This window comes from Pseudomonas sp. NPDC085632 (assembly GCF_044541255.1).
Classification (GTDB): Bacteria; Pseudomonadota; Gammaproteobacteria; order Pseudomonadales; family Pseudomonadaceae; genus Aquipseudomonas.
In genome coordinates, this window is sequence record NZ_JBITSX010000015.1 from 25560 (window position 1) to 49524 (window position 23965).

The following is a 23965-nucleotide window of genomic DNA, read 5'->3' on the forward strand; positions in this document are numbered from 1 at the left end:
AGATCAACGCACCAAAAAAGCGCACAACTAAGCACCCTTGTTATTTCGCTCCTTATCATCCGGACGCGCGTAACACAGCCTGTCCCGAAGGCTCAAAACAAATCAATAAAAATATTATTCAGTAACCAACTACATAAAATATATAGAGTTTTTAGTTTCGCCATCGCCGTTCTTTCGGATCTTTGAGTTTTTTTTAGTTTTCCCTACTTGTCGTAAAAAAAAATTCGCTGTTATGCTCCACGGCAAGCAGCGTGGTGCCCTGTGTGCCACACCTTCACATGGAATGTGATTCAAGGAATGTATATGGATATTCATCTGCCGGTCATCTACCCGTCTTTATTGCTGCGCCGTCCAGTTGCCATCGCACCTGGACGTTAGTGCCAGCACGGCTATCGATCAGCCAGTCATTCCAGGTCAAGCCTAACTAATCAACGCACTTGGCGCGCTGTTACCGACATGCGCCGCGACTATTAGTCATGCGCGCCCGGAACATCGTCCAGTTACTGAGTCCGTGCTTACTTGCGCCTGTTTGCAGGCTGAGTGGGCGCTGCCGTACATCAATAAGTAGAGGGAGTAATGAGCGTGAATCGGTTCGACTATTCAGGCAATCTTGCCAAGGCCACCTCCTACCACGGTTATCGCTGCCCTTTCTGGCCGCCGGCGAGCAACTACAACCTGACCCTGCTTGATCTTGCGCCGACGAACCCTCGTCAAGACGCTGCCTGGCAAGAACGACTGGATGCGCTGAAGGCCGCCATCGATGAGCAATGGCGCAGCGCCAAGCTCGATGGCGTGGCAGAACGCACACGTTTCAGCAACCCCGGCGCAGTGGCGCAAGCCCTGCGTGCGCTGGAAAACGACCTCGAACGAGCTCATGATCGCCAAGCTGTACAGCTCAGGGCCAAGGCCATCGAATACGGCTACAGCGACGAGATACTCAGGACCCTGGCCGGCCTGCAAGAAGAGGTTTCCCTGGTCGCCGGGCAGATCGCTACCTGGTACGGCAAGCAACCGGGAGGACTGCCGACAGCCTTTGGCTGCCGACGCAATCCGGCGCGACAACAGGACGTGGAACTGGCCCTGAGCCTGGTGGATCAAATCCCCGCCTACCTCAAGCAGTTGCACACCAACCTGCGCCTGGGGGAGTTGCCGGCCTTCGCCGCCACTGATGTTTTTTTCATGGCCGGTGAAGGCAATCTGCACCCCAAGCATGTCGCCTACTTCCTGCCCGAAGATGAAGGCGTCAAACGTTCGCCGTTCAAGAAAACCTACTACTTCGCCAATACCCACGCGGCCATGGTCGAGCATTTGGCGGCGCCGCTGGCCCGGCAGTTCCTGTCAACCGGCAAACACTATGACCCGACTGGCGAACACCTGCGACGCATTCCTGCGTTGGGCGTGCTCAGCCATGAGCTGGGCCATTTCGTCCATCGCCCGGCCACCCAATACGGCCCGTTGAACACCCTTGACCGCTGGGCATCGGTGGTGCTGCAAGAGGTGGCAGCGGATGTCTACGGCATCCTCATTCTTGCCCAGGTATGGGCGCCTGCCCTGCAGATTCCGCCCGAGCAGGTGCTCGAGTACTACCTGGGCGAATGTCTGCGCTACCTCAACCGCGGACTTGGCCTTTTTCCCGATTGCGACGGCATGTACCTGCAGCTGTCGTACTTCGTCCAGCTCGGTGCCCTGACCCTGCGCCAGGACGACCCGCAACATCCACAACTGGTGGTCGATCACGGCGCCCTGCTGGCCGGTTTGCGTTCGCTGGCCAGAGTGCTGGCGGATGCCCTGCTCGGCGGCGACCCTGATGCCGCCGCTGCCTTTTACCAGTGCTACGGACCCGCTCGGCCCCAGCCGTTGCAGGCACTGGTTGCTGCGCTGGCCAACGCGCCGGCGCAGTCCATCGAATACGTGCAAGAGCCTGTGCGTGTACCCACGGACTGCGACGCAACTCGCGCGCAAGCCCGACTCTAGACAAGGAGAGACAGAGATGACAAAGCCGATGCAGGACCTCCAACAGGTGACAGATTACTACGGCACCTCCCGCAAGTTTGGCGACAGCAACGCCACGATCTATGAGATATGGGAACAGGGTGGGGCCTTCAACGACTCGATTACGCCTTCTACCTACAGCCCGGAATATCGCTCGCACCTGGGTCTCAAGCTGAAATCGCTCACCCAGGAAGGTGCAACGATTTTCTCCATTGGCTGCGGCAACGGATTTGTCGAGGGCGATCTGGTGGAGGCCAGACGTCAGGTCAGAGCCATCGACTTCAATGACGAAGCCGTGATCCTGAGTCGCAAAAAAGGCGTCGATGCGCACAAGGTTGACTTCTTCACGCTGGAGCCCGGCTCCCTCGCCGGGGTCAAGTCGGTCTACGCCGATGGCTTGCTGGGCCACCTCTTCCATCCCGAACTGGAACTCAAGCCGACCTTCGACAAGCTTAAGGAACTGAACCTGGACTCCGGCACGGTTCTGGTGTTCTCCAATGACTCGCCACGCGATCCCGAGGCGCTGTTTGCGGCCCACGATAAGGTCGATGGCTTCTGGTTCATTTCCAGGGACTATCTGCGTGATGCGCTGATCGAGGCCGGCTTCGAGATCCAGGAGTCGTACTACTTTCCCTACACGCGTCCGATCAGTGGCCTGCGCAATCGCACCATGTGCGTCGCTCTGGTGCCCTGAACCCGTCCGCCCCCTGCGCTGCGAGGAGAAACCTGCTGTGCCAATATCCGAAAGCTTTGCCCGACGTTTGCTCCCCCTGCTTGATGAGTTGACGACACGTTACCCGACGCCCTTTCATCTCTACGATGAGCGCGCCATCGTCCAGACTCATCGACGCGTCGCGCAGGCTTTCGCCGACAGCGCGTTTCGTCAGTACTTCGCGGTCAAGGCGCTGCCCACTCCGGCGATTCTGGCCCTGTTGCTCAAAGAGGGCAGCGGGCTGGATTGCTCGTCGCCGGTCGAGCTGATGCTGGCCGAGCGACTGGGTGCGCGGGGCGACGACATTGTCTTCACCTCCAACAATACGGCGCTCGGCGAGTACCAGATGGCGCTGGACGCCGGAGCCCTGATTACCTTCGATGACCGCAGCATGCTCGACCGAGTGAAGACCTTGCCCGAAATTGTAGGGTTGCGCGTCTCACCTCACGGGGTCATCGCCCGCTCGTCACAGATGGGCAATGCGCAACAATCGAAATTCGGCGTGCCCGATGCCGATCTGGTGCAAAGCTATCGCCAGGCCTACGACCTCGGTGCCCGACGTTTCGGGATCCACGGCATGATGTGCGCCAATGAGCTGTCACTGGAGGCTGCAGTGCAGGCCGGTGTGCAAGTCATCGAAGTGGCTGCGCGTGTAGCGCGCGAAGCCGACATCGAATTCGAGTACATCAATATAGGCGGAGGCCTGGGGATTCCTTACCGCACCGATGACCAGGCACTGGATCTGGACGCCTACGCCGCCGCGCTGAAACAGGCGCTCAAGCAAGCCTTCCCGCGCAACACGCCGAAACTTCTGATGGAGTTGGGCCGTTTCATTACCGGCCCGCATGGGGTGTTGGTGTCGCGGGTGATCAACCGCTGCAGCAAAGGCCGGGAAATCGTCGGTCTCGACGCCTCGATGTCCGCGCTGATGCGTCCCGGACTGTACGGCGCCTACCACCACCTGACATTACCTTTCGCCGGCCAACGCCCCGAAGGCGTGTTCGATGTGGTGGGTGCGCTATGCGAAAACTTCGACAAGTTCGCCATCGATCGCCCTTTGCCGACGCCGGCCATCGGCGACCTGGCACTGATTCATGACACGGGCGCCCACGGTCATGCCATGGGTTTTACCTACAACGGCCGGCTGCGCCCGGCAGAACTGATGTTGACTGACAACGGCGATGTCGTGGAAATCCGTCGCGCGGAAACCTTCGACGACCATACCGGCCCGGTTCAATGGCAACCCGTCGACGTCTTCAACCCTCACAAGGATCGTTAAATGAGTAACCGTGCATTGATTGAAGAAGCTTTTGAACGGCGTTCGCAACTGACGTCTGCCGAGTTGCTGGCGCTGGTGCCAGTCATCGAAGACGGCCTCGCCAGACTGGAAAGCGGTGAACTGCGCGCAGCGCGCCTGGAAGAAGGCCAGTGGGTCGCCGATACGTTCGTCAAGAAACTCATCCTGTTGTCGTTCCTCACCCGCGAAAATCATGTGGGCGAAACCGCTCCATGGCGGCCGAAAAGCTACGACAAACTGCCCCTCAAATTCGAGCACTGGGATGATGCCGCGTTCCGCGATGCACGTATCCGCGTAGTGCCCGGCGCGGTGGTCCGGGCGGGCGCATACATTGCTCCAGGTGCGGTGCTGATGCCCTGCTTCATCAACATCGGCGCCTACGTCGGCGAAGGCACTATGATCGATACCTGGTCGACCGTCGGATCCTGCGCTCAGGTCGGCGCACGTTGCCATATCTCCGGTGGCGTGGGTCTGGGCGGCGTGCTCGAACCGATCGGCAACAACCCCGTGGTCATCGAGGACAACGTGTTCATCGGTGCCCGCAGCGAGGTCGCCGAGGGGGTGATCGTGCGCAACGGTGCGGTGATTGGCATGGGCGTCTATCTTGGCGCCTCGACCCCGATCATCGATCGCGCAACCGGCGACGTGCGCTTCGGCGAAGTCCCGGCCAATGCAGTGGTGATCGCCGGCAACCGCGCCGACCCGAAATTGCCGGGCGTATCCCTGGCCTGTGCGGTGATCGTGAAATATGTCGATGAGCGCACTCGATCAAAAACCTCACTCAACGATCTGGTCAGAGAGCTCAGCCGATGACCCCCGCAGGCAATGCCTTCGCCAGACTGCAAAGCCTGCTGGATGACCTGCCGCCCGCGACCGGGCAGCCGGTCATCGCCCTGCACCTGGGCGAAACCCGGCTTGGGGACCCGACGCCATTGCTGGCACCACTGTGCGAACTCGACCAGTGGACGCGCTACCCGCCTCTGCCCGGCACTCCCCAATTGCGCGAAGCCTACAGTGGCTGGCTACGACGTCGCTTCGGCGCTGGCACCTGTCTCGATGAAGAGCGTATCGCCATCGAGCCTACGCCCGGCACCAAACAGGCCGTCGCGACTTGCATCGCCCTCGCCGTGACACGCGCACGGGCACGTGGCGTGAAAGCACCGGTGGTGGTCCTGCCCAATCCGTTTTATCCGACCTATGTCGCCGCCACCGATGCGGCCGGTGCGCAAGCGCTGTTTTATGACGTGAACGACGCTGACCTGTTGGCCAGCCTCGCCCGCCAACTGGATCAGGCCGGTGACAGCATCGCGGCGCTGGTGCTGTGCAACCCCGGCAATCCGCTTGGCAACATACTGCCTGCAAGCACATTGATCAGCCTCAGCCACATGGCCTTCCACGCCCAGGCGACGTTATTGGTCGACGAGTGCTACACCGATCTCGTCCCGCACTCACCACCCCCCGGCTACCTCAGCCTGGTGGAAGCCGATGCGGTTGCGTCCTGCCCGTTCGTGGTTCTACACAGTCTGTCGAAGCGCTCGGCGGCGCCGGGTTTGCGCAGTGGTTTCATTGCCGGCGATCCGTCTAGCGTCGCCGCTTATGCCGGCTTCAACCGCAGTTGCGGGGTCTCGCTGGCCTGGCCGGCGTGCAGCGCCAGCGCAGCGCTTTGGCACGACGAAACGCATGTGCAGCGTCAGCAACAGGCACTCCAATGCAATTGGGACTTGGCCGATGAGTACCTCGCCGCAGTGCCCGATTACCGGCGCGCCGATGCCGGTTTTTTCTTGTGGCTGGCGGTCGGCGATGGTGAAGGGATCGCGCGCCGACTCTGGAGCGAACAGGGTTTGCGCGTGATGCCCGGTCGCTACCTGTGTCATGAAGACGCCGAGGGCAGCAACCCCGGCAAAGCGTTCGTGCGCATTGCACTGGTTCATCAGAAACCGGTCATGCGCCAGGCCCTGCTGCGCCTCAGTGCCGGGCTTGCAGGTCGTTAACGTTCGACGGGCTGCAGGCGTTGGCGGGCCAGCGCGACCCAATAGGCAACGCCCAGTGGCATGATCTCGTCGTTGAAGTCATAACGCGGGTTGTGCAACGAGCAGCCCCCTTCAGCGGAGCCATTGCCAATCCAGATGTAAGCGCCGGGTTTGCGCTCGAGCATGAAGGCGAAGTCTTCTCCGGTCATGCTCGGTGCGACCCCGGTACCCACGTTTTCGCGGCCCGCCACAGCACTGGCTGCAGCCACGCAATGGTCCGCATGCTCGGCACTGTTGATCAGCGGCGGCGAGCCAAACTCGAAAAACTTCAGCGACGCTCGAACCCCCATCCCGGCGGCCAACTGCTCGACCATCTCGGCCATTCGACGCGATGCGATCTCGCCGGCCTCGGGGCGGAAGTAACGCATGGTGCCGCCCAGCCGTGCAGTGTCGGGCACAATGTTATGGGTATCGCCGGAGTGGAACTGAGTGACACTGAGAACCAGCGCATCGGCAGGGTCGATATTGCGCGAGACGATGCTCTGTAACGCGGTCACCAAATGGGCCGCGGCCAGCAACGGATCGGCGCCCTGGTGAGGCATCGCCGCATGGCAACCACAACCGCTGACAACCATTTCGAACGGCCTCGCCCCCGCCATCGCCGCACCGTGATGAACCACGAATCGACCGGTCGCAAGACCGGGCCAGTTGTGCAGACCGTAGACGCACTCAGCGCGAAATTTCTCGAACAGGCCCGCCGTCATCATCGCCTTCGCACCCGTGCCGATTTCCTCGGCCGGCTGAAACACCAGATGAACCTTGCCGGCGAAACTGCGATCTGCCGCCAGTCGGCTGGCAGCGCCCAACAGCATGGCGCTATGGCCGTCGTGGCCACAGGCATGCATCCAGCCGTCGTGGACTGAGCGATGGGCGAAGGTGTTTTCTTCCTGGATGGGCAGCGCATCCATGTCGGCGCGCAGTGCTATCTCGATACCTGGTTGCTCGCCTTCGATGGTGGCGACAACACCCGTACCGCCGATGCCGATATGCGGTTGCAAATCAAAGCTGCGCAATACTTCTGCGATGAAGGCGCTGGTCTTGCGCTCGGCAAAACCCGCTTCCGGATGTTGATGCAGCCAGCGACGCCAACCGATCATTTGTTCCTGCAGTGCGAAATCCGTTTCCGATGCCATCCTGACGTTCCTGTCCCTGGAGCTGCTCTGAGTCGCCACACTATTCTGTGTCATTGAACTTCGCAACTGGCACGGATGCACGTCATGAACACTGCCGCAGGGTGAGCTCACCACGCTGATGTGGGCGTCGGGCTTACCCGCTCCTGCAGGGTTTGGTGGTGGATGCCGATTCGCCTGCAACCACCACCCTTCGGGTTTAGCCTCTGTCGTCAATCCCCGCTTGCAGTGACTGGCCGTCCAGATGCCCGCTCAGCGTGACGGGGCCGACCTTCAGGTTGCCGTTTTCAAGGGAAACCTTCGGTGCGTTTTCTTCCTTCTTCTGTGGCAGGTCCAACCCGGCCTTCACACTGTAATCGAGGTTGCTCAGGTCAGTGCTGACGACCTTCGAGCCCCCCAGATCAACGTTGCCTTGCGTTGCCGAAATGCGTGCACCGGTCAGCTGCGTGGCACCACCGACCAAAAGATTCACGCCTTGGCTGGCGCTGATCGCGGACGCCTGCGCAACGCTGTCCTTGTGCGCATATTCGCCCTGTGCTGTCAGCGTTGGCTTGTAGTCGGTGCCGGCGAGTTTCTCCTTGTCGCTCGGCGGGTTTTTCTTCGCGGTCAGGCCCAGATCGACATCGACTTTCGCGTGGTTGTTCGAGTCCTGACGGCTTTCGATCGTCAGATCACCCGCGACCCTGCCGCTGACATTGTTAGCATCGATCCGCGCACCCGAAAGCTGTGCATCACCGGCACTGTTCAACACCACATGGTCAGCCTTGATCTGACTGTTCTGCTGGGCGCTGCCCTGCAAGTAATCCACGCCCACCTTGGCCCCGGCATTGAAGCCGTGATCGCTGCTGGCCTTCTCATCCTCGGCGGTCGGGGTTTTGCTGCTCAGGTTGCCGCCGGCGTTCAACGCGACACTCCAGTTATTGCGGTTGTCGGTGGACTGCGCCGACTCCTGCACATAACCGCCCTTCTGTGCGTCGATGCTGACGTTCGGTGCGCTGACTTGTGTGCCTTGCAGGTGAATCGAATCACCGCTCAGCGCGATGCCGTTCTGGCTGTTGAGCTGGCCACCGGTGAGGGTTTTCGAGCTCTCGTTGACCCGACCGATATTGAAATTGCCGCTCAGATCACCGCCCTGATCGCGGCTCTTCTCGCTGCTGGTTTTACTGCCGCCGCCCTTCAAGCCGCCGCCGAGGTTACTGCCGGTGGCGGTGTGCGTGTCGGTGGCCGCTTGCAGATCGAGCTTGCCGTCGGCGTGCAAATCGATGGCGCCGGCGCTGTCGATTTTCGCGCCTTGCTGGACTTGATTGCCGCCGCTGCTCAACTGCACCGGACCGTTGCCTGAGATGTTGGAAACGTGGGCCTGGGTGTCAGTGGTCTGCTTGCCGGTGTGATCGAGCTGGAACCCGGCGCCGAGGTCGACATTGGTGCCATCGGTGCCCGGCAAGGTGCCGACCGTCAGCGAGCCATTACCGCGCAGGCTGCTGTCATTGTTGCTCTGGCGGTCGTTGGCCTGATTCAGCGCCAGACCACCGCCGGTATTGATGCTCACACCGCCCTGCCCGCCGTCGAAACGGTTGCCTTCGAACTGCGCGTCACCACCGACCTTGATGTTCACACCCTGGCTGCCGGCATAAGCGCCGACCACGGCGGTAGAGCTGTCCTTGCTCGACGCACTGCTGCCACCCGCGCCGCTGCCAGCGACGTTCACGTCTTCACCGGTCTTGGTGTAGACGCGCACGTCGACCTTGGCATCCACCGCGTTAGCGCTGCTGTTGTGTGTGTTGCTCGCGGCATCGGCAAGCAGTTTGTCAGCGCTGATATTTACTGTGCCGGCGCTGGCGTTGTATTGAGTGCCTTGGTCGTGCAGCGTGCCGCTGGTTTTCACATCGACAGTGCCACCGTCAAAATGGCTGACCACGGCGTTGTTGTTTTGCTCGGTTTTGCTGGCACTGCCGTGACCGACTGCAACGTCGATCCCGACATTCGGCTGACCGAGGTTGGCCAGTGCGTCCTTGTCCGGCACCTTGCCGTTGAGCACATCCTTGACCGCACCGGCGATCGGCCGGGCGATGTCCTTGTACTCGACGTTGGCGCCGATGTCCGCCGACCAGTTGCTCTCGTTGTGCGTGCTGCTGTCAGTGTTGCTGGCCGCGCGATTGTCGATCTCGTTGGCAGCAACATTCAGACCGTTGCCGGCCTTGAGCTGCGCACCTTCAGTGGCGAGTTTCTCGGCATTGATCGTCAGGCTACCGTTGCTCTGCACACTGGTGGTTTGCGCAGTGGTTTTGCTGGTCGAGTCCTGCGCCGTGCTGTGGGCGAAATCGACGCCACTGCCGGCACGGTCAAGGCCGCCGGTGTAGTAGAAACCACCGCCGGTGCTGGAGCTGTCGGTGGAGGTTTTGTGGCTGTCGGCTTCGGCCAGCAACGAGACGGTTTTGCCGCTCAACGTCGTGTCGCCAGCGCTGGATTTCACCTCTGCGCCTGTGAGCGTGACGTCACCGCCAGCCTTCACCTGCACGCTGCCGCCGCTGAGGCTGGAGCCTTGCTGGGTGACGTCGTTGCGCGTCACGGTTTGCTGCTTGTCTTCGTAGTGAATCCCGGCGCGATACTGCTCCGGCGTTTGCTCTTTGGCGTACGCATCGAAGCCACGGGTTTGCGTGGTGTCACTGCTGTCATGGGTGTTCTGCGCGGAATGCACGTTGACGTCACCCGCTGCGTCGGCCGTCAACGCACCGTCAGCCTTGACCGTCGAGCCAGCGACTTCAATGTCCTTGGCACTCTTGAGCTTGAGGTTGCTGTCGGACACCAGTTCGCTGCGCACGGTGCTGCTGTCTTTGCTGTTCTGCCGCGACTCGTCCTTGGTGATGCCGAAGAACTTGCTGTCCTTGTCGTGATTGTTGCTGTGCGAGGTGTCCTGCACGCCATCGATGATCAGCGAACCTTGATCGCTGATCACGCTGGCGTCAGTGCCGCCACGTACTTGACTGCCGCTGATGCGCACGTCGTCAGCCTTGACGATCAACTTGCCGCTGGCGTTGACCTTGCTCCCCTGATGCTGAGTCTTGCCCTTGTCGGCGTCGCCAGTCTTGCCGAAGAAACCACCGCCAACCAAATCACCGGAATAGCGATTGTCGCTGCTGCGGTTGGTGTGCGTGGCGGTGGTGATTTCCACCTGTTTACCGGTCAGTTGCACGTCGCCGGCGCTGCTCAATTCAGCGCCTTCGGAGCGCAACAACGCAGCGGTTTGCAGGGCGATGTTACCGGCCTTCAATTGGCTGGTGATGCTGCGCTGCTCTTCGCTGCTGCTGTTCCAGTCGGCTTTCCACAGGTGCTTGCGGTGGTTGCCTTGATCAGTCTGCGTATGGCTTTCAGTGGCGGCGCTCAGGCGCAGATCGCCGCCGCTTTGCACGTCGAGATGGTTCGCTGCTTCGACTTTGGCGGCTTTCAGTTCAGTGTCTTTGCCGGACGACAACTTGGCGTCGCGGCTGGCGATAATCTGGCTGCCGTGCTGGCGCGACTCACTGTCGGTCTGGGTACGATCGTAGGTTTCCCAGGTGATGCCGATGGTGCTGTTGTTCCAGTTTTCGCGCTTTTCCTGAAGCTTGCGGCTTTCGACCGTGGACAGGGTCAGATTGCGTTTCGCGTTGACCGTGACGTCGCGACCACTAACGTCAGTGGCGGCCAGAATCAGATCCTTGCCGCTGTGCAAGCCGACATCGCCCTGACTGCTACGAATACCGGCGCGGGTCACGTCGAGGCTGTTGGCCAGCGCTTCACCGCTGACACTCAAGTCACCGGCGGAACGAATCTGCACGCCGTCACGCCCGGCCACCTGCACCGCGCCAACCCGCACGCCCGCACCTTCGGCGGTGCTGACAATGTTGATGCGCCCGGCCTGCATCGCGCCGAACAGGCTGGCGTCGATGCGTTGATCGCCAGTGTTGCCCGCCGGATCAACAGTTTTCACTTGGCCGCTGGCGTAATCGACCTGATTGCGCCCGACCGCGAGGTTCAATTGATCGCGTGCCGTGATCGCGCCCTGGCTGTCGATACGCGGCGCGATCAGGTTGATCGAACCCTCGCCGTTGCGCAGCCCGCCGCTGTGAATCTGCAACTGACCACTGGCGTCGCGGGTATTCAGGCTTTGCAATTTGCCGTCATTCAATTCCGGGCGACCGACCACCAGATTAGCGTTCGGCGTGTTGATGAAGCTGCCGCCATTCACCGAGATGCCGTTGGGGTTGGCCAACACGTAATCGGCAGGTCGGCCGAAGATTTCCTGTGCACCGTTGATGGCCGACGGATTGCGGCTGATCACTTCGTTGAGGATCACGCTCGCGGCCTGGCCTTGCAGTTGCGGGTTGGCCGCCAGTTGCCCGGCCAGTTGCGATTGCCCGGCCTGCAAGGCGTTGTTCAGCACCAGGCCTTGGCGGTCGACGTTGTAGTCGAGGAACTGGTTGTGCGACAGGCCCGAACCGTTGGGCGCGACGATGTTGACGATGGGCACACCGCCCTGGGTCTGCAATTGCGCAGTGCCGCCGGGGCCCGGTGCGACCACGACGCCGCCGGCGAGCGCGCTCGGCAGGTGCACGGCGAAGAACAGGCTGGCAATCGCCCAGCGCAATTTACCCCGAGGGGACAGATGAAAAGCAAAGGTGTGTGCTGGCATAAAAACGTCTCCATGTGAGTACGGCATCACGTCGCGCGTTTAGTCTTGGCCGTGGCTGACGCGCTCAGATCCGACGGCTGTTTGTTCACTGCGTTGTTCGTTGCGCTAGCGTCATATCTGTACCCCGACGCGCATCAGCCAGGTTTGCGGTTCGTGTTGCAGACCGCCCGGGGTGTTGAGCGCGCGTTGGTAATCGACATCCACTTGCAGATTCTTCCAGCCCAGATTCAGACCCACACTGGCACCGCTCAGGCGTTGGCCCTGCGCGCCGTGATCGGCCTTGATCCAGCCGTGGTCGAGGCCCACGCGCGGGGTGATCTGCACCGGCCATTCGCTGCGCAGCGGCAGGCGCAAGGTGTTGCGCCAGATCGCGCCGCTGGCGCCAGAGGCACTGCTGACCCGATAGCCGCGTACCGCCGAATCATCGGTGCCGAGCAACTGTTCGATCGCTGGCAGCGGGTCCGGGCTGTACTGCACATTGAGCTGGCTCTGCCACTGCCAGACCTGTGCGCCAAGCTGACCATTGCGCCATTGGCTGAGGCCGGCGCGGTACTTGCGGAACTGCGCCTTGGGCAGGTTGTTGATCTGCTGCTGCGAGTCATCGTCGGCGCCCAACCAGCGCAGACCCTGGGCGTAATTGACGTCGAGGTTCCACACCGCGCGATCGAGCAAGAACAGATTGAGTCCAGCCTCGGCCACGGTCAGGGTCGGGCTTTGAATGCCGAGGCGAACGTCTTGCAGATAGCTGTCGACATCCTTGTGCGCCAGTTGCAGGTTGGCGCTGAGCTGACGGCTCTGATCGCGCCACAGCACACGGTCGGCGCGCACGCTGACCTGGTCGGTGATGCCGGTGCTGTGAAAGGTCACGCTCGGCAGTTTGAATGGCGCGCGGTATTCGGCGTGACTGGCGAACACGCTGTATGTCCAGTAGCCGTAAGGGATTGCGTAATACAGGCTGGCGTTGCGGCTGTAACGATCGCCCTGGTTGAGGGTGTCGCTGGCGCTGAGGCTCAACAAGTCGTTGAGTTGCAACGGGCTGTCGAGACTCAGACTGATGGTGTCGCGATCACGTCCGGTGCTGGCGCTGCCGAGGTTGTCGATGCCGGCATTCAAGGCCCAGCGTGAATGCGCCGCGCTGCGCGAACGCAGGATGATCCGCGAGGCGCCGGGCTGGGTGCCGGGGGCGATGTCGGCGGTGAGATCGATCGAGCGCAGGCGATTCAATTGATCGAGGCCCTGCTCCAGATCACGCAGGTTCAACGGCTCGCCAAGCATTCCCGGGAACGCGCCGCCCAACGAAACCGGCAGACTTTGATCGGCCAGTTCGATGGACTCGATGTAGCCTTCGTCAACACGGATATCCAGCGACTGCCCCGCCGCCGGAGCGCTGACCAGATACGGGCGGCTGGCGATGTAGCCCTTGTCGACGTAGCTCGCGGTGATAGTCGCCAGCAAATGATTGATCTGGCCGACGCCCATGCACGGCGCCAACAGCGGTTTGATTCGTGCGTTGAGTGTGTCGCTGTCGATCAGCGTGACGCCGCCGATGCGCGTGCCGCTCAACGGCCAGCAACGTTCATCGGGGGCGACGGTTTGCGGGATGGCCGGCGTGACCGGTGCCAGACCAAACGCGCCGCGCTCCAATTGCCGTTTTCTTTGCTCAAGTTGCAGTTGTTGCAGATCGCGCTGTTGCTGTTGCTGCTGGCGCAGCACTTCCTGGCCCGGCGCTACAGGTTCGGCGGCTTCAATCGAGGAGGCACACACACTCAACACAAAGGCCGACAGCAGCGGGCAAAGCGGGGAACGACGGCGAAAAACAGCGCGAAACGGAAACGGCACGCAACTTCCTTGCGATCATCAAATGGCGTAATGCCATGTCATCAATAATCGTGATAGTCGGAGCCATCCCACACAAAAGCAAGACGCTTCCTACAGCGCTTACATTTCTTAAACAATTGCTTTGCCTGGCTTTATTGTCAGCAGCAAGGCCACGGCGCTGCACACTATCAGGGTTTCCCCGAGGGCTTGAAACCAGCCGGCGAGCATCAGTCCCGCGCCGATCAGCAGGTAGTACATCAAGCCCAACAACGCCCCGGCGGTGCCCAGTCGATCAGCGTAATCGGCCAGTGCCGAACCGAGTACGTTGGGGATCGCCAAGCCGAAGGCCAACACCACCAGCAGCATCGGCAGGACGAAAGCATCACTTTTTTGCAACGACCAGACACCCACGCCGCCCAGCAATGCGATAGCCGCCGCGAGGCGAATCAATTGCAAAGGTTTGAACCCGGCCTGCAATAAATACCGGTTGAGCCACGCTCCAAAACCTGAGCCCAGCGCAAGCAGCGCGCCGCTGTAACCGAACCAGCTGGCGGCCAATCCCAGCCGCTGAAAAATGAACGGGCCGAGGCTGTAGTAACTGAACAGCGCCACATTGAACGAAGCGATCCACAGGGCTGAGCGCCAAATGCCTGGGTCGCGCAACATTTGCCCGAGAGTTTCGAGCAGGCCGACAGAACGGACTGGCCGTGGCCGAGTTTCGGCCAGGGTGTACCAACTCCACAACCACAACACGGTTACCAGCAACAACAATGTGCCGAGAACGCCGCGATAACCGAACAGTTGCACCAAGCCGGCCCCACTGAACAAACCAAGCGCCGGACTGGCGGCCAGGGCGATGCCCACCAGGGAAAACACCTGCGCCAGTTCGGCACCTTTAAAGCGGTCGCGCAACACGGTTTGCGTGACCACCGAACCCACCGCCGCACCGAACGCCGCCACCACCTGTGCCACCAACAAGCCGTTGAAACTGCTGACCCGCAGACCGAACAGCGTGGCGGCTGCGTAGATCGCCAGGCCCGCAAGCATCGCCGGGCGTCGACCGATGCGATCGCACAGACGCCCCCACACCACCACACCCACGGCGAACGCCAGGAAATACACCGACAACGTCTGCGCCGCCGCTTGCGGGCCGACCTGAAACACTCGCCCGATATCACCGAGCGCCGGGCTGTACAGGGTTTGCCCGATCTGCGGAAACATCAGCAGGGCAATCGCCAGCCACAGGAAATGCCTGTTATTCATTCTTCTTCACTCCTCCCAGAAACCGCTGAGGAGTTTAAGAAACGGCGAGTGGCGTATTATCCGAATCCCGCCAACTTATCGTTGAAATCGGACAACCCATGGCCTGGCTTGATGCCCACGCAACGTTTGACGCTGATCGCTTTCCTGCGCCGGTGATCGGTATCGCCTCGACCTTGGGCGATCACGACTCCGGACTGCACCGTCATCAACGCGGGCAACTGCTGTACACGCGACAAGGCTGCACGCGGATTACCCTGGCGCAGCAATTGTGCCTGTTACCGCCGTCGCGGGCGGCGTGGATTCCGCCGGGTGTCAGCCATAGGGCGGTGATGCAGCAAAGTGTCGATTACCGCTCCATCTACTTGATCCCCGCACTGTGCGCCACGCTGCCACAACAAGTCTGCGTGATCGAAGTCAGCCCTTTGTTACGCGCCGTGCTGGAACCGATGGCGCTGGCGGATTTCGCCACGGATTGGCAGCGAGGCAAATTCGCCCATCTGCTCGGCCTGTGCCTGAGCGAAATCGCTGAAGCGACGCAGCAAAGAATGTTGTTGCCATTACCCGCGGACAAACGCCTGGCGCCCCTGCTACAAACACCCGAACGCCTGCCGCCGGAGCTGCAACTGCTGGAGCAGCAGATCGGCGCCAGCAGCCGCACCATCGGGCGAATCTTTCAGCGCGAAACCGGCATGAGTTATCAGCAATGGCGCCAGCAGTGGCGCTTGATGCGCGCGATGGAATTGCTCGCCACCGGGCGCAGTTTGAGCTACTGCGCTTTCGAAACGGGTTTTGCCAGCGACAGCGCCTTCATCGCCTTCTTCAAATCCATGACCGGCAGTACACCGGGCCACTGGCTCAAGTGAGCAACTGACGATCGGCGTCAGAAATCATTTGCGACTAAATATTACCTGCGTCATATTACAGCCGTAATAACGACCCGTTTACGCAGGTAATCCGCCATGACCAGCATGCCCACCCTCGAACCTGTTGTGGTGAAGACCAAGCCGCCCCTGCTTAAACGCTTGCTGCTCCCCGGCGCCGGATTGCTCGCGCTGATCTTCGCCGGGGTCTACGCCGTGCATTGGTGGGGCGCCGGGCGTTTTCTCGAAGAAACCGACGATGCCTATATTGGTGGCGACGTCACAGTGATCGGGCCGAAAGTCGCCGGTTACATCGACGAAGTGCTGGTCAGCGACAACCAGCACGTCAAGGCCGGCGATGTGCTGATCCGCCTCGACGCCCGCGACTATCGCGCCAACCTCGCCAAGGCCGAAGGCGCCGTTGCTGCCGAAGAAGCCCTGCTGGCCAACCTCGACGCCACCGAACAACTGCAGCATGCGGTGATCGGTCAGGCCCGCGCCGGCATCGACGCCGCTGGCGCAGAAACCGCGCGCTCGCGAGATGACAACGCGCGCTACAAACGTTTGGTGACCACCAACGCCGTTTCCGTAGAAAGCGCACAACGCGCTGACGCCACCTTCAAAACCGCGCAAGCCCTGAGCGCCCGCGCCCAGGCTGAATTGCTGGCCGCGCAACGCCAACTGGCGGTGATCGACACCCAGAAACAACAGGCCCGCGCCGCCCTTCAGCAAGCGCGCGCCGAACGCGATCTGGCGCAACTGAACCTCGGCTACACCGAATTGCGCGCGCCGGTCGATGGCGTGATCGGCAATCGCCGCGCACGGGTTGGCGCCTACGCCCAGGCCGGTTCACAACAGCTCTCGGTAGTGCCGGCCAGCGGCCTGTGGGTCGATGCCAATTTCAAGGAAGACCAATTGGCGCGGATGAAACCCGGGCAACGCGTGAGCATCCGCGCCGACGTCCTTTCCGGACAGGAATTCCACGGCCGCCTCGACAGCCTCGCCCCCGCCACTGGTTCGCAATTCAGTGTGCTGCCACCGGAAAACGCCACCGGCAACTTCACCAAAATCGTCCAGCGCGTACCGGTGCGGATCCTCCTCGACCCGGCTGACGGCGTGCTCGGGCACTTGCGTCCGGGCCTGTCGGTGACTGCAGAAGTCGACACTCGCGCACAACCGGAAACCAGTGCCATGGCCGTCGCGCCATGAGCACCGCCCTCACCGCAAATGCGCAGCCGTTCAACGCGGCGGACATGGCGACCGCGACCAAGGTGTTCGCCTTCGCGACCATGTGCATCGGCATGTTCATCGCGCTGCTGGATATCCAGATCGTCTCGGCGTCGCTGCGCGATATCGGCGGCGGACTGTCTGCCGGCACCGACGAAACCGCGTGGGTGCAGACCAGTTACCTGATCGCCGAAATCATCGTTATTCCGCTGTCCGGTTGGCTGTCGCGAGTGTTCTCCACGCGCTGGTTGTTCTGCGCTTCGGCGGTCGGCTTCACCCTCGCCAGCCTGCTCTGCGGCGTGGCCTGGAACATCCAGAGCATGATTGCCTTTCGGGCGCTGCAAGGTTTTCTCGGCGGCTCGATGATCCCGCTGGTGTTCACCACCGCGTTCTTTTTCTTCACCGGTAAACAGCGGGTGATCGCCGCCGCGACCATCGGCGCGGTCGCGTCATTGGCGCCGACCATGGGGCCGGTGATCGGTGGCTGGATCACTGATATTTCCTCGTGGCACTGGTTGTTCTACATCAACCTGGTGCCGGGGATTTTCGTTGCCGTGGCGGTGCCGATGCTGGTGAAAATCGACCAGCCGGAACTGTCGCTGCTCAAAGGCGCGGACTATCTGAGCATGGTGTTTCTTGCGCTGTTTCTCGGCTGCCTGGAATACACCCTCGAAGAAGGCCCGCGCTGGAACTGGTTCAGCGATCAGACCATTCTGACCACGGCGTGGATCAGTGGGCTGGCAGGATTGGCGTTCATTGGCCGCACCCTGCACGTGGCCAATCCGATCGTCGATCTGCGCGCCTTGAAGGATCGCAATTTCGCGCTCGGTTGCTTCTTTTCGTTCGTCACCGGTATCGGCCTGTTCGCAACGATTTATCTCACGCCGCTGTTCCTCGGCCGGGTGCGCGGCTACAGCGCGCTGGACATTGGTCTGGCGGTTTTCTCCACCGGCGTGTTCCAGATCATGGCGATTCCGCTGTATGCCTTTCTGGCCAATCGCGTTGATCTGCGCTGGATCATGATGGTCGGTCTGGGCTTGTTTGCGGTGTCGATGTGGGAATTCAGCCCGATCACCCACGACTGGGGCGCGGGGCAATTGATGCTGCCGCAAGCGTTGCGCGGGATTGCCCAGCAATTGGCGGTGCCGCCAGCGGTGACGCTGACCTTGGGAGGGTTGGCGCCGGCACGCTTGAAGCATGCGTCGGGGTTGTTCAATCTAATGCGTAATCTGGGTGGGGCGATTGGTATTGCAGCGTGCGCGACCATTCTCAATGACCGCACCAACCTGCACTTCACGCGGCTTGCCGAGCATCTGAACAGCAGCAATGAAGCGATGAACCAGTGGCTGTCGCAGGTCGGTGGCAACCTGGCGAATCTGGGCCAAAGCGGCGACGTCGGTGTCACCGCCAGCCTGCGCCAGTTGTGGTTGCTGACCTACCGCGAGGCGCAAACCCAGACCTACGGCGACACCTTTTTGATGATTGGAGTGTGCTTCGTCATCGCCACGGCGATGGTGCCCTTGATGCGCAAGGTGCAACCACCGGCGGCGCCGAGTGCGGATGGGCATTGACGCCCCCCAGTAGGAGCTGCCGAAGGCTGCGATCTTTTGATCTTGTCTTTTAAAAGCAAAGTCAAAAGATCGCAGCCTTCGGCAGCTCCTACTGGGGATTGTGGACAGCTTAAGCCTGCGGGGTTTTGCGGAAACCTACGGCCAGACGGTTCCAACTGTTGATGGTGCTGATCGCCACGGTCAGGTCGACCATTTCCTTGGGTGTGAACTGAGCGGCGACCACGTCGTAATCTTCGTCCGGCGCGTGGGTCAGGCTCAGTTGGGTCAGCGATTCAGTCCACAGCAGTGCGGCACGCTCGCGGTCGCTGAAGAACGGCGCTTCACGCCATGCAGTCACCGCGAACAAGCGGCGCGGGGTTTCGCCACCCTTGATCGCATCGGTGGTGTGCATGTCGATGCAGAATGCGCAGCCGTTGATTTGCGAGGCGCGCAGCTTGACCAGTTCGATCAGGGTCTTTTCCAGCGGCAGCTTCGAAACCGCAGTTTCCAGAGCGATCATCGCTTTCAGTGCGTCTGGGGATGCGGTGTAGAAATCGGTACGAGGTTTCATGGTGGCTCCGGGCAGCAAGTGAATGTGTGGCTACGTTAGTCCTCGCACCGGGTTCGGCAAATAGCCAATATTCCAGAAGATCAGGAGGCCACTCGGTTCTCCCGCTGACCGCTCGTCAGCCACTCGGCACCAAGGGTTCTGCGCGTCAGACCAATATCAGGTACATGCCCTTTCTGGAGACGGATCATGATCACGCGCAAACTCACCTCGTTACTGCTCGCGGGCCTGTTGGCCACGGCATCGGCCGCCAGCTTCGCAGCCAATGATGGCGCTGATGCCACCGGCACCAAATCCGGCGGACCGACCAGCACGACCACACCACCGGATAACACGCCCGGCGCGCCTTCGGGCGGTAGCGGTTCTTCGGGTATGGGATCCGGCACCGGCACCAATGGTGGCGCCAGTGGTTCCGGCTCGGGGGCTGGCGGCGGTACCGGATCGGCCGGCGGCGGCACTGGCGGTGCGGGCGGTGGCACGGGCGGCTGAACGAACAAGAGCCACCCCAATTAGACAAGTCCCAAGTGGGAGCGAGCCTGCTCGCGAAGGCGTCGTGTCAGATGACGTTTATCTGCCTGACACGGCCTCTTCGCGAGCAAGCTCGCTCCCACAGGGTTTGTGTCAGCGTATGGTTCAGCGGTCCGAGCGCATCAACTCGGCCAGGCCGCTATCCAGCGATAACACCGCCGCACGATTGCGACCGGCATTTTTCGCCTGATACAACGCCGCATCGGCGCGCTGGATAAACACTTCCAGGCTGTCATTGCCACTCGGGATAAACGAATAACAGCCCAGACTCACCGTCAAATACCCGGTTGGCGAGCCGCTGTGGATGATGTGTTTGTCGATCACGCTACGGCGAATCTGCCCGGCAATCGCCAGTGCGCCGTTGATGTCGGTGTCCGGCAACAGCACCGCAAACTCCTCGCCACCATAACGCACCGCCAGATCAGACTTGCGCTGACAGCAGGCCCGCAGCACCTGAGCGACCTGGGTCAGGCAGTGATCCCCCGCCACATGCCCATAAGCATCGTTGTAGCGCTTGAAGAAATCGATATCGAGCATGATCAGACTGACCGGGCTGACCTGTCGCGCGCCACGGGCAAATTCGATCTCCAGGGAGCGCTCGAACAAACGTCGATTGGCCAACCCGGTCAGGCTGTCGTGAGTGGCGATCTGCTCCAGCGCACGCTGGGCCTTGCGCAGGTTTTTTTCGATCCGTTCACCATCGCGCACCTGATGAATGAACACCCAGCCAAACAAGACAACGCCCAGAATCACCAACGCGACAATCACACTCGACTGGAATGCACGCTCGTACCAGCCCTTGAGAATTGTGTCGCGCGAGGTCGCAGACGAGACCACCAACGGATACGCCGACAAGCGACGATAACCGTACAACCGCACCACGCCATCGACTACCGAGTTGATCATCGCCGTGCCGGCCGCCGCTTCGGGCAGCAATGTGCGATAAATCCGCCCTTGCGCCAGCGACGTGCCGATCAGGTTTTCATCAAACGGCCGACGGGCGAGCAACATGCCGTCGCTCAAGCCGAGAAACATGATGCCTTGGTCATCGAGGCTGAAGCTTTCGAAGAAGCGATCGAAGTACGACATCTTGATCCCGGCCAGCAACACACCCTGAAAATTGCCGGCGTGATCATTGATGCGTTTGGAAATCGGGATGATCCACTCGCCGTTCTCGCGACTGCGAATCGCCGGGCCGATGTGCGCCATCGTCGAGGCGTTCTGCTGGTGAAATTTGAAGTATTCGCGGTCCGCCACGCCCTGGCCACGGGGCAGATCGGTGAACGAGGTAATCACCCACTGGCCCTGCGTGTCGAAGAGAAACATGCCATGCAACTGATCGAGTTGCTGCACGCGCCGGGCGAAGGTTTTCTGCAGCCGTGGTCTTTGCGCTGCGCCGTAACCGTCGTCTTGAATCCAGTCGACCAGACTGGTCATCACCAGATCGGCGGCCAGAAAGGTGTCCTCGGCCTGCTGCGCCATGGCCCGGGTCAGGTTGCTCGAGGCCATTTCCGCCACCGCCAGATCCTGACGGCGTGACTGCTCCAGTTGCAGGTACAGCAAACCGGACAGGCACAACCCCACCGCAACGATAAACAGCACCGCCGCTTTGCGCAGCGGCAGGCGTTTAAGGGTGCCTCCGGGGGCCTGATGCGGATCGTGAATGGGGATAGGCAAAAGCAAGTCCTGGGCAGGTACGGCAAGGGCGCCAGCGGGTAAACCCTTATGTTTGTGAGCGTAGCCCACCGCAATCTTCGGGGCAAACGCCCCGGTCCCGCCCAGGTATATCGGCGCGCAACGAGTTTGGATGATCGCTGTTCGCCGATTTATTTTCGATTGCTCCTTTACGGTTAGTCAGTTGTGAAGGGCCAGGCGCCGCATCGCACTGTGCAGGTGTGCCCGCGCACTGGCCGGATCGCCTTCGCGCATCTGCTCGTACGCCCGTTGCGCAATCGCATGGGGCACCGGTTTCAATTCCCGTTGCGTGGCCATCGCCAGCAGTTGCACCTGAGCGGCGCGCTCCAGGTAATAGAGATCGTCCCAGGCTTGGGCGATGGTCGGGGCGGCGACGATCACGCCGTGGTTTTTCAGGAACAGAATGTCGGCGTCGCCCATGACCCCGGCGATGCGATCGCCTTCGGACGCGTCCAGCGCCAGGCCGTTGTAGTCCTCGTCGACCGCCGTGCGCCCGTAGAACTTCAGTGCGGTTTGCCCCAGCCACAACAGCGGCGGTCCTTGCAGCAGACACAGCGCCGTGGCGTGAGGCATGTGGGTGTGGAAGGCGACTTTCACTCGCGGCAGCTGTTTATGCAGGCGCGCGTGGATATAGAACGCCGTAGCTTCCGGCTGGCCTTCACCCGCCACCACGTTGCCCTCGAAGTCGCAAACCAGCAGATTCTGCGCGGTGACTTCGGCGAAGGCATAACCGTAGGGATTGACCAGAAACAGATCGTCATGCCCCGGCAGCATCGCTGAAAAGTGATTGCAGGTGCCCTCCTCCAAACCGTGCAACGCGGCCAGTTGAAAGCACGCTACGAGTTCGCTGCGCGCGGTGATGATCGCTTCGGTGTCGAGATTCAGCGCTGTCGGGCGTGAGGCCCGCGCACTGGTGGTCAGGGTGTGAGCCATGAGGATTCTCCGTGATTACCAACCCAGGGATTTGAACAGCGGCAATACCTGATCAAGGCTGTTGAGGATCGCGTCGGGCTGATAGTCCGGCAGCAACTGGCGACCGGTGCCGCGATCGATCCACACACAGCGAAAGCCCATGTCCCGCGCCGCCGTGTGGTCAAGCATGGGACTGGCACAGATGTGCACGACTTCATCGCGGCTGATGCCCAATTGCTCATGAGCGTAGTCGAACAGGCGTGGCGCCGGCTTATAGGCGCCGGCCTGTTGCGCGGTGATCACGCGGTCGATGTGGCCGCCGAGTTGCGCGACGTTGCCGGCGATGATGTCGTCGTCGGTGTTGGAGACGATGCACAGTTTGAAACCCATGGTTTTCAATTCACGCAGGGTCTCGATCACCTCGGCAAACGGCGGCATCTTCGGGATCGCGGCAGCCAGACGCTGGCTGTCTTCGGGCAGGCTGGGCAGGCCCGATTCTTCCAGGGCCAATTGCAGGCCGAGGGTGCTCAGCTCGCGGAACGAACGGTGCGGCGGGGTTTGTTCGAGGCGATGTTCATGGCGGTCATAGACGTCAATCAGGTGCCCGACGTCGACCTGATGCTCGCCCTTCTCGCCGAGGATTTCGCCGACCACCGCTTTGAGGCCTTCGTCCCATTGAATCAACGTGCCGTAGCAATCGAAGGTCAGCCACTGCGGGCGTGGTGTGTGGATGAGTGTCATTGGTCGAATCCTCCGTCGTGAGGACTTCAGCTTATGAGCGCGCGGTGATAGTGTGAAATTAAATAAACAGCCAATAGTCAGTTGAAAAACCACTATCGAGAAACGCCGCCATGCTGGATCTGGAACTGTTGAAAACATTTGTCTGCGTGGTCGACGAAGGCAGCTTCACCCGCGCCGCCGAGCGCGTGCACCGCACTCAGTCGACAGTCAGCCAGCAGGTGCGCAAACTCGAAGAGCTGGTCGGCCACGCCCTGCTGCTGCGCGACCGTACCGGGCTGAATGTCGCCGTCACCGAGCACGGCGAACTGCTGATCCACTACGCGCGCCGTTTACTGGCGCTGTCAGCCGAAGCCACCGAAGCACTGGCCAGCGACCTCGATCTGGAAATCCTCCGAATCGGCATGCCGGAGGACTTTGACGCGCGGCGCATGGCGCTGATCCTTGCCGGCTTCACCCGCAGCCATCCGCAAGCAAGGCTGGAAACCCTCAGCGGCATGAGCCTCGATCTTCGCCAGCGTCTGGATGCCGGCGACATCGACATCGCCCTGATCAAGCGCGAACCCGACAGCGGCCCGGCGTGGGCGACCTGGCCGGAGCGGCTGGTGTGGGTCAAAGGTGCGGAATTTGATTCGTCGAGCGGCGTGTTGCCGTTGGCGTTGTTTCCGCAAGGCTGCCTGTATCGGCAGCGCGCCATTCGTTTGCTCGATGTTGCCCAGCGACCGTGGCGGGTGGCGTTCGGCAGCCACAGCCTGACCGGGATTCAAGCGGCAGTGGCGTCGGGATTGGGGGTGTCGGTGCTACCGGTGTCGGCGGTGTTACCTGAGCATCAGGTGTGTACGGATTTGCCGGAACTGGCGCCGACGGAGTTGGCGTTGGTTAGTCGTGATGGGGTGTTGAGCGGGTTGCAGCGCGGGTTGGTGGAATTTTTGCGTGGGGAGTTGGGGGTGGATGCCGGGGGATTCGCCTGAAATCC

18 protein-coding genes are annotated in these 23965 nt (G+C 61.3%); 10 read left to right on the plus strand and 8 right to left on the minus strand.

Annotated features, from left to right (window positions below; translation table 11 throughout):
• Nucleotides 1–576 precede the first annotated feature (576 nt).
• From ACIF4X_RS12805 to ACIF4X_RS12825, 5 genes are read left to right on the plus strand one after another with little or no spacing between them, the layout of a single operon-like run.
• A complete protein-coding gene (locus ACIF4X_RS12805) occupies nt 577–1974 on the plus strand; it encodes a hypothetical protein (RefSeq protein WP_397482399.1) in 1398 nt (465 codons plus the stop codon).
• A 16-nt stretch (nt 1975–1990) separates the two neighbouring features.
• Nucleotides 1991–2686, plus strand: a complete 696-nt coding sequence (locus tag ACIF4X_RS12810) for an oxin biosynthesis protein (protein WP_322844178.1) — start codon at nt 1991–1993, stop codon at nt 2684–2686.
• Between the two features lie 37 nt (nt 2687–2723).
• Nucleotides 2724–3983 carry a diaminopimelate decarboxylase gene (locus tag ACIF4X_RS12815; protein WP_397482400.1) on the plus strand — a complete coding sequence of 420 codons (1260 nt, stop codon included), beginning with the start codon at nt 2724–2726 and terminating at the stop codon, nt 3981–3983.
• Nucleotides 3984–4814: a 2,3,4,5-tetrahydropyridine-2,6-dicarboxylate N-succinyltransferase gene (locus ACIF4X_RS12820; RefSeq protein WP_397482401.1), complete on the plus strand. Its 831-nt coding sequence runs from the start codon at nt 3984–3986 to the stop codon at nt 4812–4814.
• On the plus strand, nt 4811–5992 hold the full coding sequence (locus tag ACIF4X_RS12825) for an aminotransferase class I/II-fold pyridoxal phosphate-dependent enzyme (RefSeq protein ID WP_397482402.1): 1182 nt from the start codon (nt 4811–4813) through the stop codon (nt 5990–5992). The genes ACIF4X_RS12820 and ACIF4X_RS12825 overlap by 4 nt, the downstream gene beginning before the upstream one ends.
• On the opposite strand, the gene ACIF4X_RS12830 is transcribed toward ACIF4X_RS12825, so the two are convergent.
• The 4 genes from ACIF4X_RS12830 to ACIF4X_RS12845 form a co-directional block, all read right to left on the minus strand.
• On the minus strand, nt 5989–7164 hold the full coding sequence (locus tag ACIF4X_RS12830; RefSeq protein WP_127929097.1) for a M20 aminoacylase family protein: 1176 nt from the start codon (nt 7162–7164) through the stop codon (nt 5989–5991). The two genes, ACIF4X_RS12825 and ACIF4X_RS12830, sit on opposite strands and share 4 nt — an antisense overlap.
• A gap of 196 nt (nt 7165–7360) precedes the next feature.
• Nucleotides 7361–11830 (minus strand): hemagglutinin repeat-containing protein, encoded by a 4470-nt coding sequence (locus tag ACIF4X_RS12835; protein ID WP_397482403.1) that lies wholly within the window; start codon nt 11828–11830, stop codon nt 7361–7363.
• Between the two features lie 111 nt (nt 11831–11941).
• The gene (locus tag ACIF4X_RS12840) at nt 11942–13669 is read right to left on the minus strand and encodes a ShlB/FhaC/HecB family hemolysin secretion/activation protein (protein WP_397482404.1); all 1728 of its coding nucleotides are present in this window, start codon (nt 13667–13669) and stop codon (nt 11942–11944) included.
• Between the two features lie 108 nt (nt 13670–13777).
• On the minus strand, nt 13778–14911 hold the full coding sequence (locus tag ACIF4X_RS12845; RefSeq protein WP_397482405.1) for an MFS transporter: 1134 nt from the start codon (nt 14909–14911) through the stop codon (nt 13778–13780).
• Between the two features lie 98 nt (nt 14912–15009).
• On the opposite strand from ACIF4X_RS12845, the gene ACIF4X_RS12850 reads away from it, so the two are divergent.
• The 3 genes from ACIF4X_RS12850 (at nt 15010) to ACIF4X_RS12860 (ending at nt 18569) form a co-directional block, all read left to right on the plus strand.
• Nucleotides 15010–15774 (plus strand): AraC family transcriptional regulator, encoded by a 765-nt coding sequence (locus tag ACIF4X_RS12850; protein ID WP_397482406.1) that lies wholly within the window; start codon nt 15010–15012, stop codon nt 15772–15774.
• A 96-nt stretch (nt 15775–15870) separates the two neighbouring features.
• The gene (locus ACIF4X_RS12855) at nt 15871–16980 is read left to right on the plus strand and encodes an HlyD family secretion protein (protein WP_397482407.1); all 1110 of its coding nucleotides are present in this window, start codon (nt 15871–15873) and stop codon (nt 16978–16980) included.
• Nucleotides 16977–18569 (plus strand): DHA2 family efflux MFS transporter permease subunit, encoded by a 1593-nt coding sequence (locus ACIF4X_RS12860; protein ID WP_397482408.1) that lies wholly within the window; start codon nt 16977–16979, stop codon nt 18567–18569. The genes ACIF4X_RS12855 and ACIF4X_RS12860 overlap by 4 nt, the downstream gene beginning before the upstream one ends.
• A 109-nt stretch (nt 18570–18678) precedes the next feature.
• Here ACIF4X_RS12860 and ACIF4X_RS12865 read toward each other — a convergent pair whose 3' ends face one another.
• Complete coding sequence (locus ACIF4X_RS12865) at nt 18679–19119, minus strand: carboxymuconolactone decarboxylase family protein (protein ID WP_064120688.1); 441 nt, start codon at nt 19117–19119, stop codon at nt 18679–18681.
• Nucleotides 19120–19305: 186 nt separating this feature from the next.
• On the opposite strand from ACIF4X_RS12865, the gene ACIF4X_RS12870 reads away from it, so the two are divergent.
• Nucleotides 19306–19605 carry a hypothetical protein gene (locus tag ACIF4X_RS12870; RefSeq protein WP_077573787.1) on the plus strand — a complete coding sequence of 100 codons (300 nt, stop codon included), beginning with the start codon at nt 19306–19308 and terminating at the stop codon, nt 19603–19605.
• A gap of 144 nt (nt 19606–19749) precedes the next feature.
• Here ACIF4X_RS12870 and ACIF4X_RS12875 read toward each other — a convergent pair whose 3' ends face one another.
• The 3 genes from ACIF4X_RS12875 to ACIF4X_RS12885 all read right to left on the minus strand — a co-directional run bounded on the left by ACIF4X_RS12875 (nt 19750) and on the right by ACIF4X_RS12885 (nt 22992).
• Nucleotides 19750–21321 carry a diguanylate cyclase gene (locus ACIF4X_RS12875; RefSeq protein ID WP_397482409.1) on the minus strand — a complete coding sequence of 524 codons (1572 nt, stop codon included), beginning with the start codon at nt 21319–21321 and terminating at the stop codon, nt 19750–19752.
• A 177-nt stretch (nt 21322–21498) separates the two neighbouring features.
• The gene (locus ACIF4X_RS12880) at nt 21499–22272 is read right to left on the minus strand and encodes an aldolase (RefSeq protein WP_397482410.1); all 774 of its coding nucleotides are present in this window, start codon (nt 22270–22272) and stop codon (nt 21499–21501) included.
• Nucleotides 22273–22287: 15 nt separating this feature from the next.
• A complete protein-coding gene (locus ACIF4X_RS12885) occupies nt 22288–22992 on the minus strand; it encodes a haloacid dehalogenase type II (RefSeq protein WP_397482411.1) in 705 nt (234 codons plus the stop codon).
• Nucleotides 22993–23102: 110 nt separating this feature from the next.
• Here ACIF4X_RS12885 and ACIF4X_RS12890 point away from each other — a divergent pair, with 110 nt between their 5' ends.
• The gene (locus ACIF4X_RS12890; protein ID WP_397482412.1) at nt 23103–23960 is read left to right on the plus strand and encodes a LysR substrate-binding domain-containing protein; all 858 of its coding nucleotides are present in this window, start codon (nt 23103–23105) and stop codon (nt 23958–23960) included.
• Nucleotides 23961–23965 lie beyond the last annotated feature (5 nt).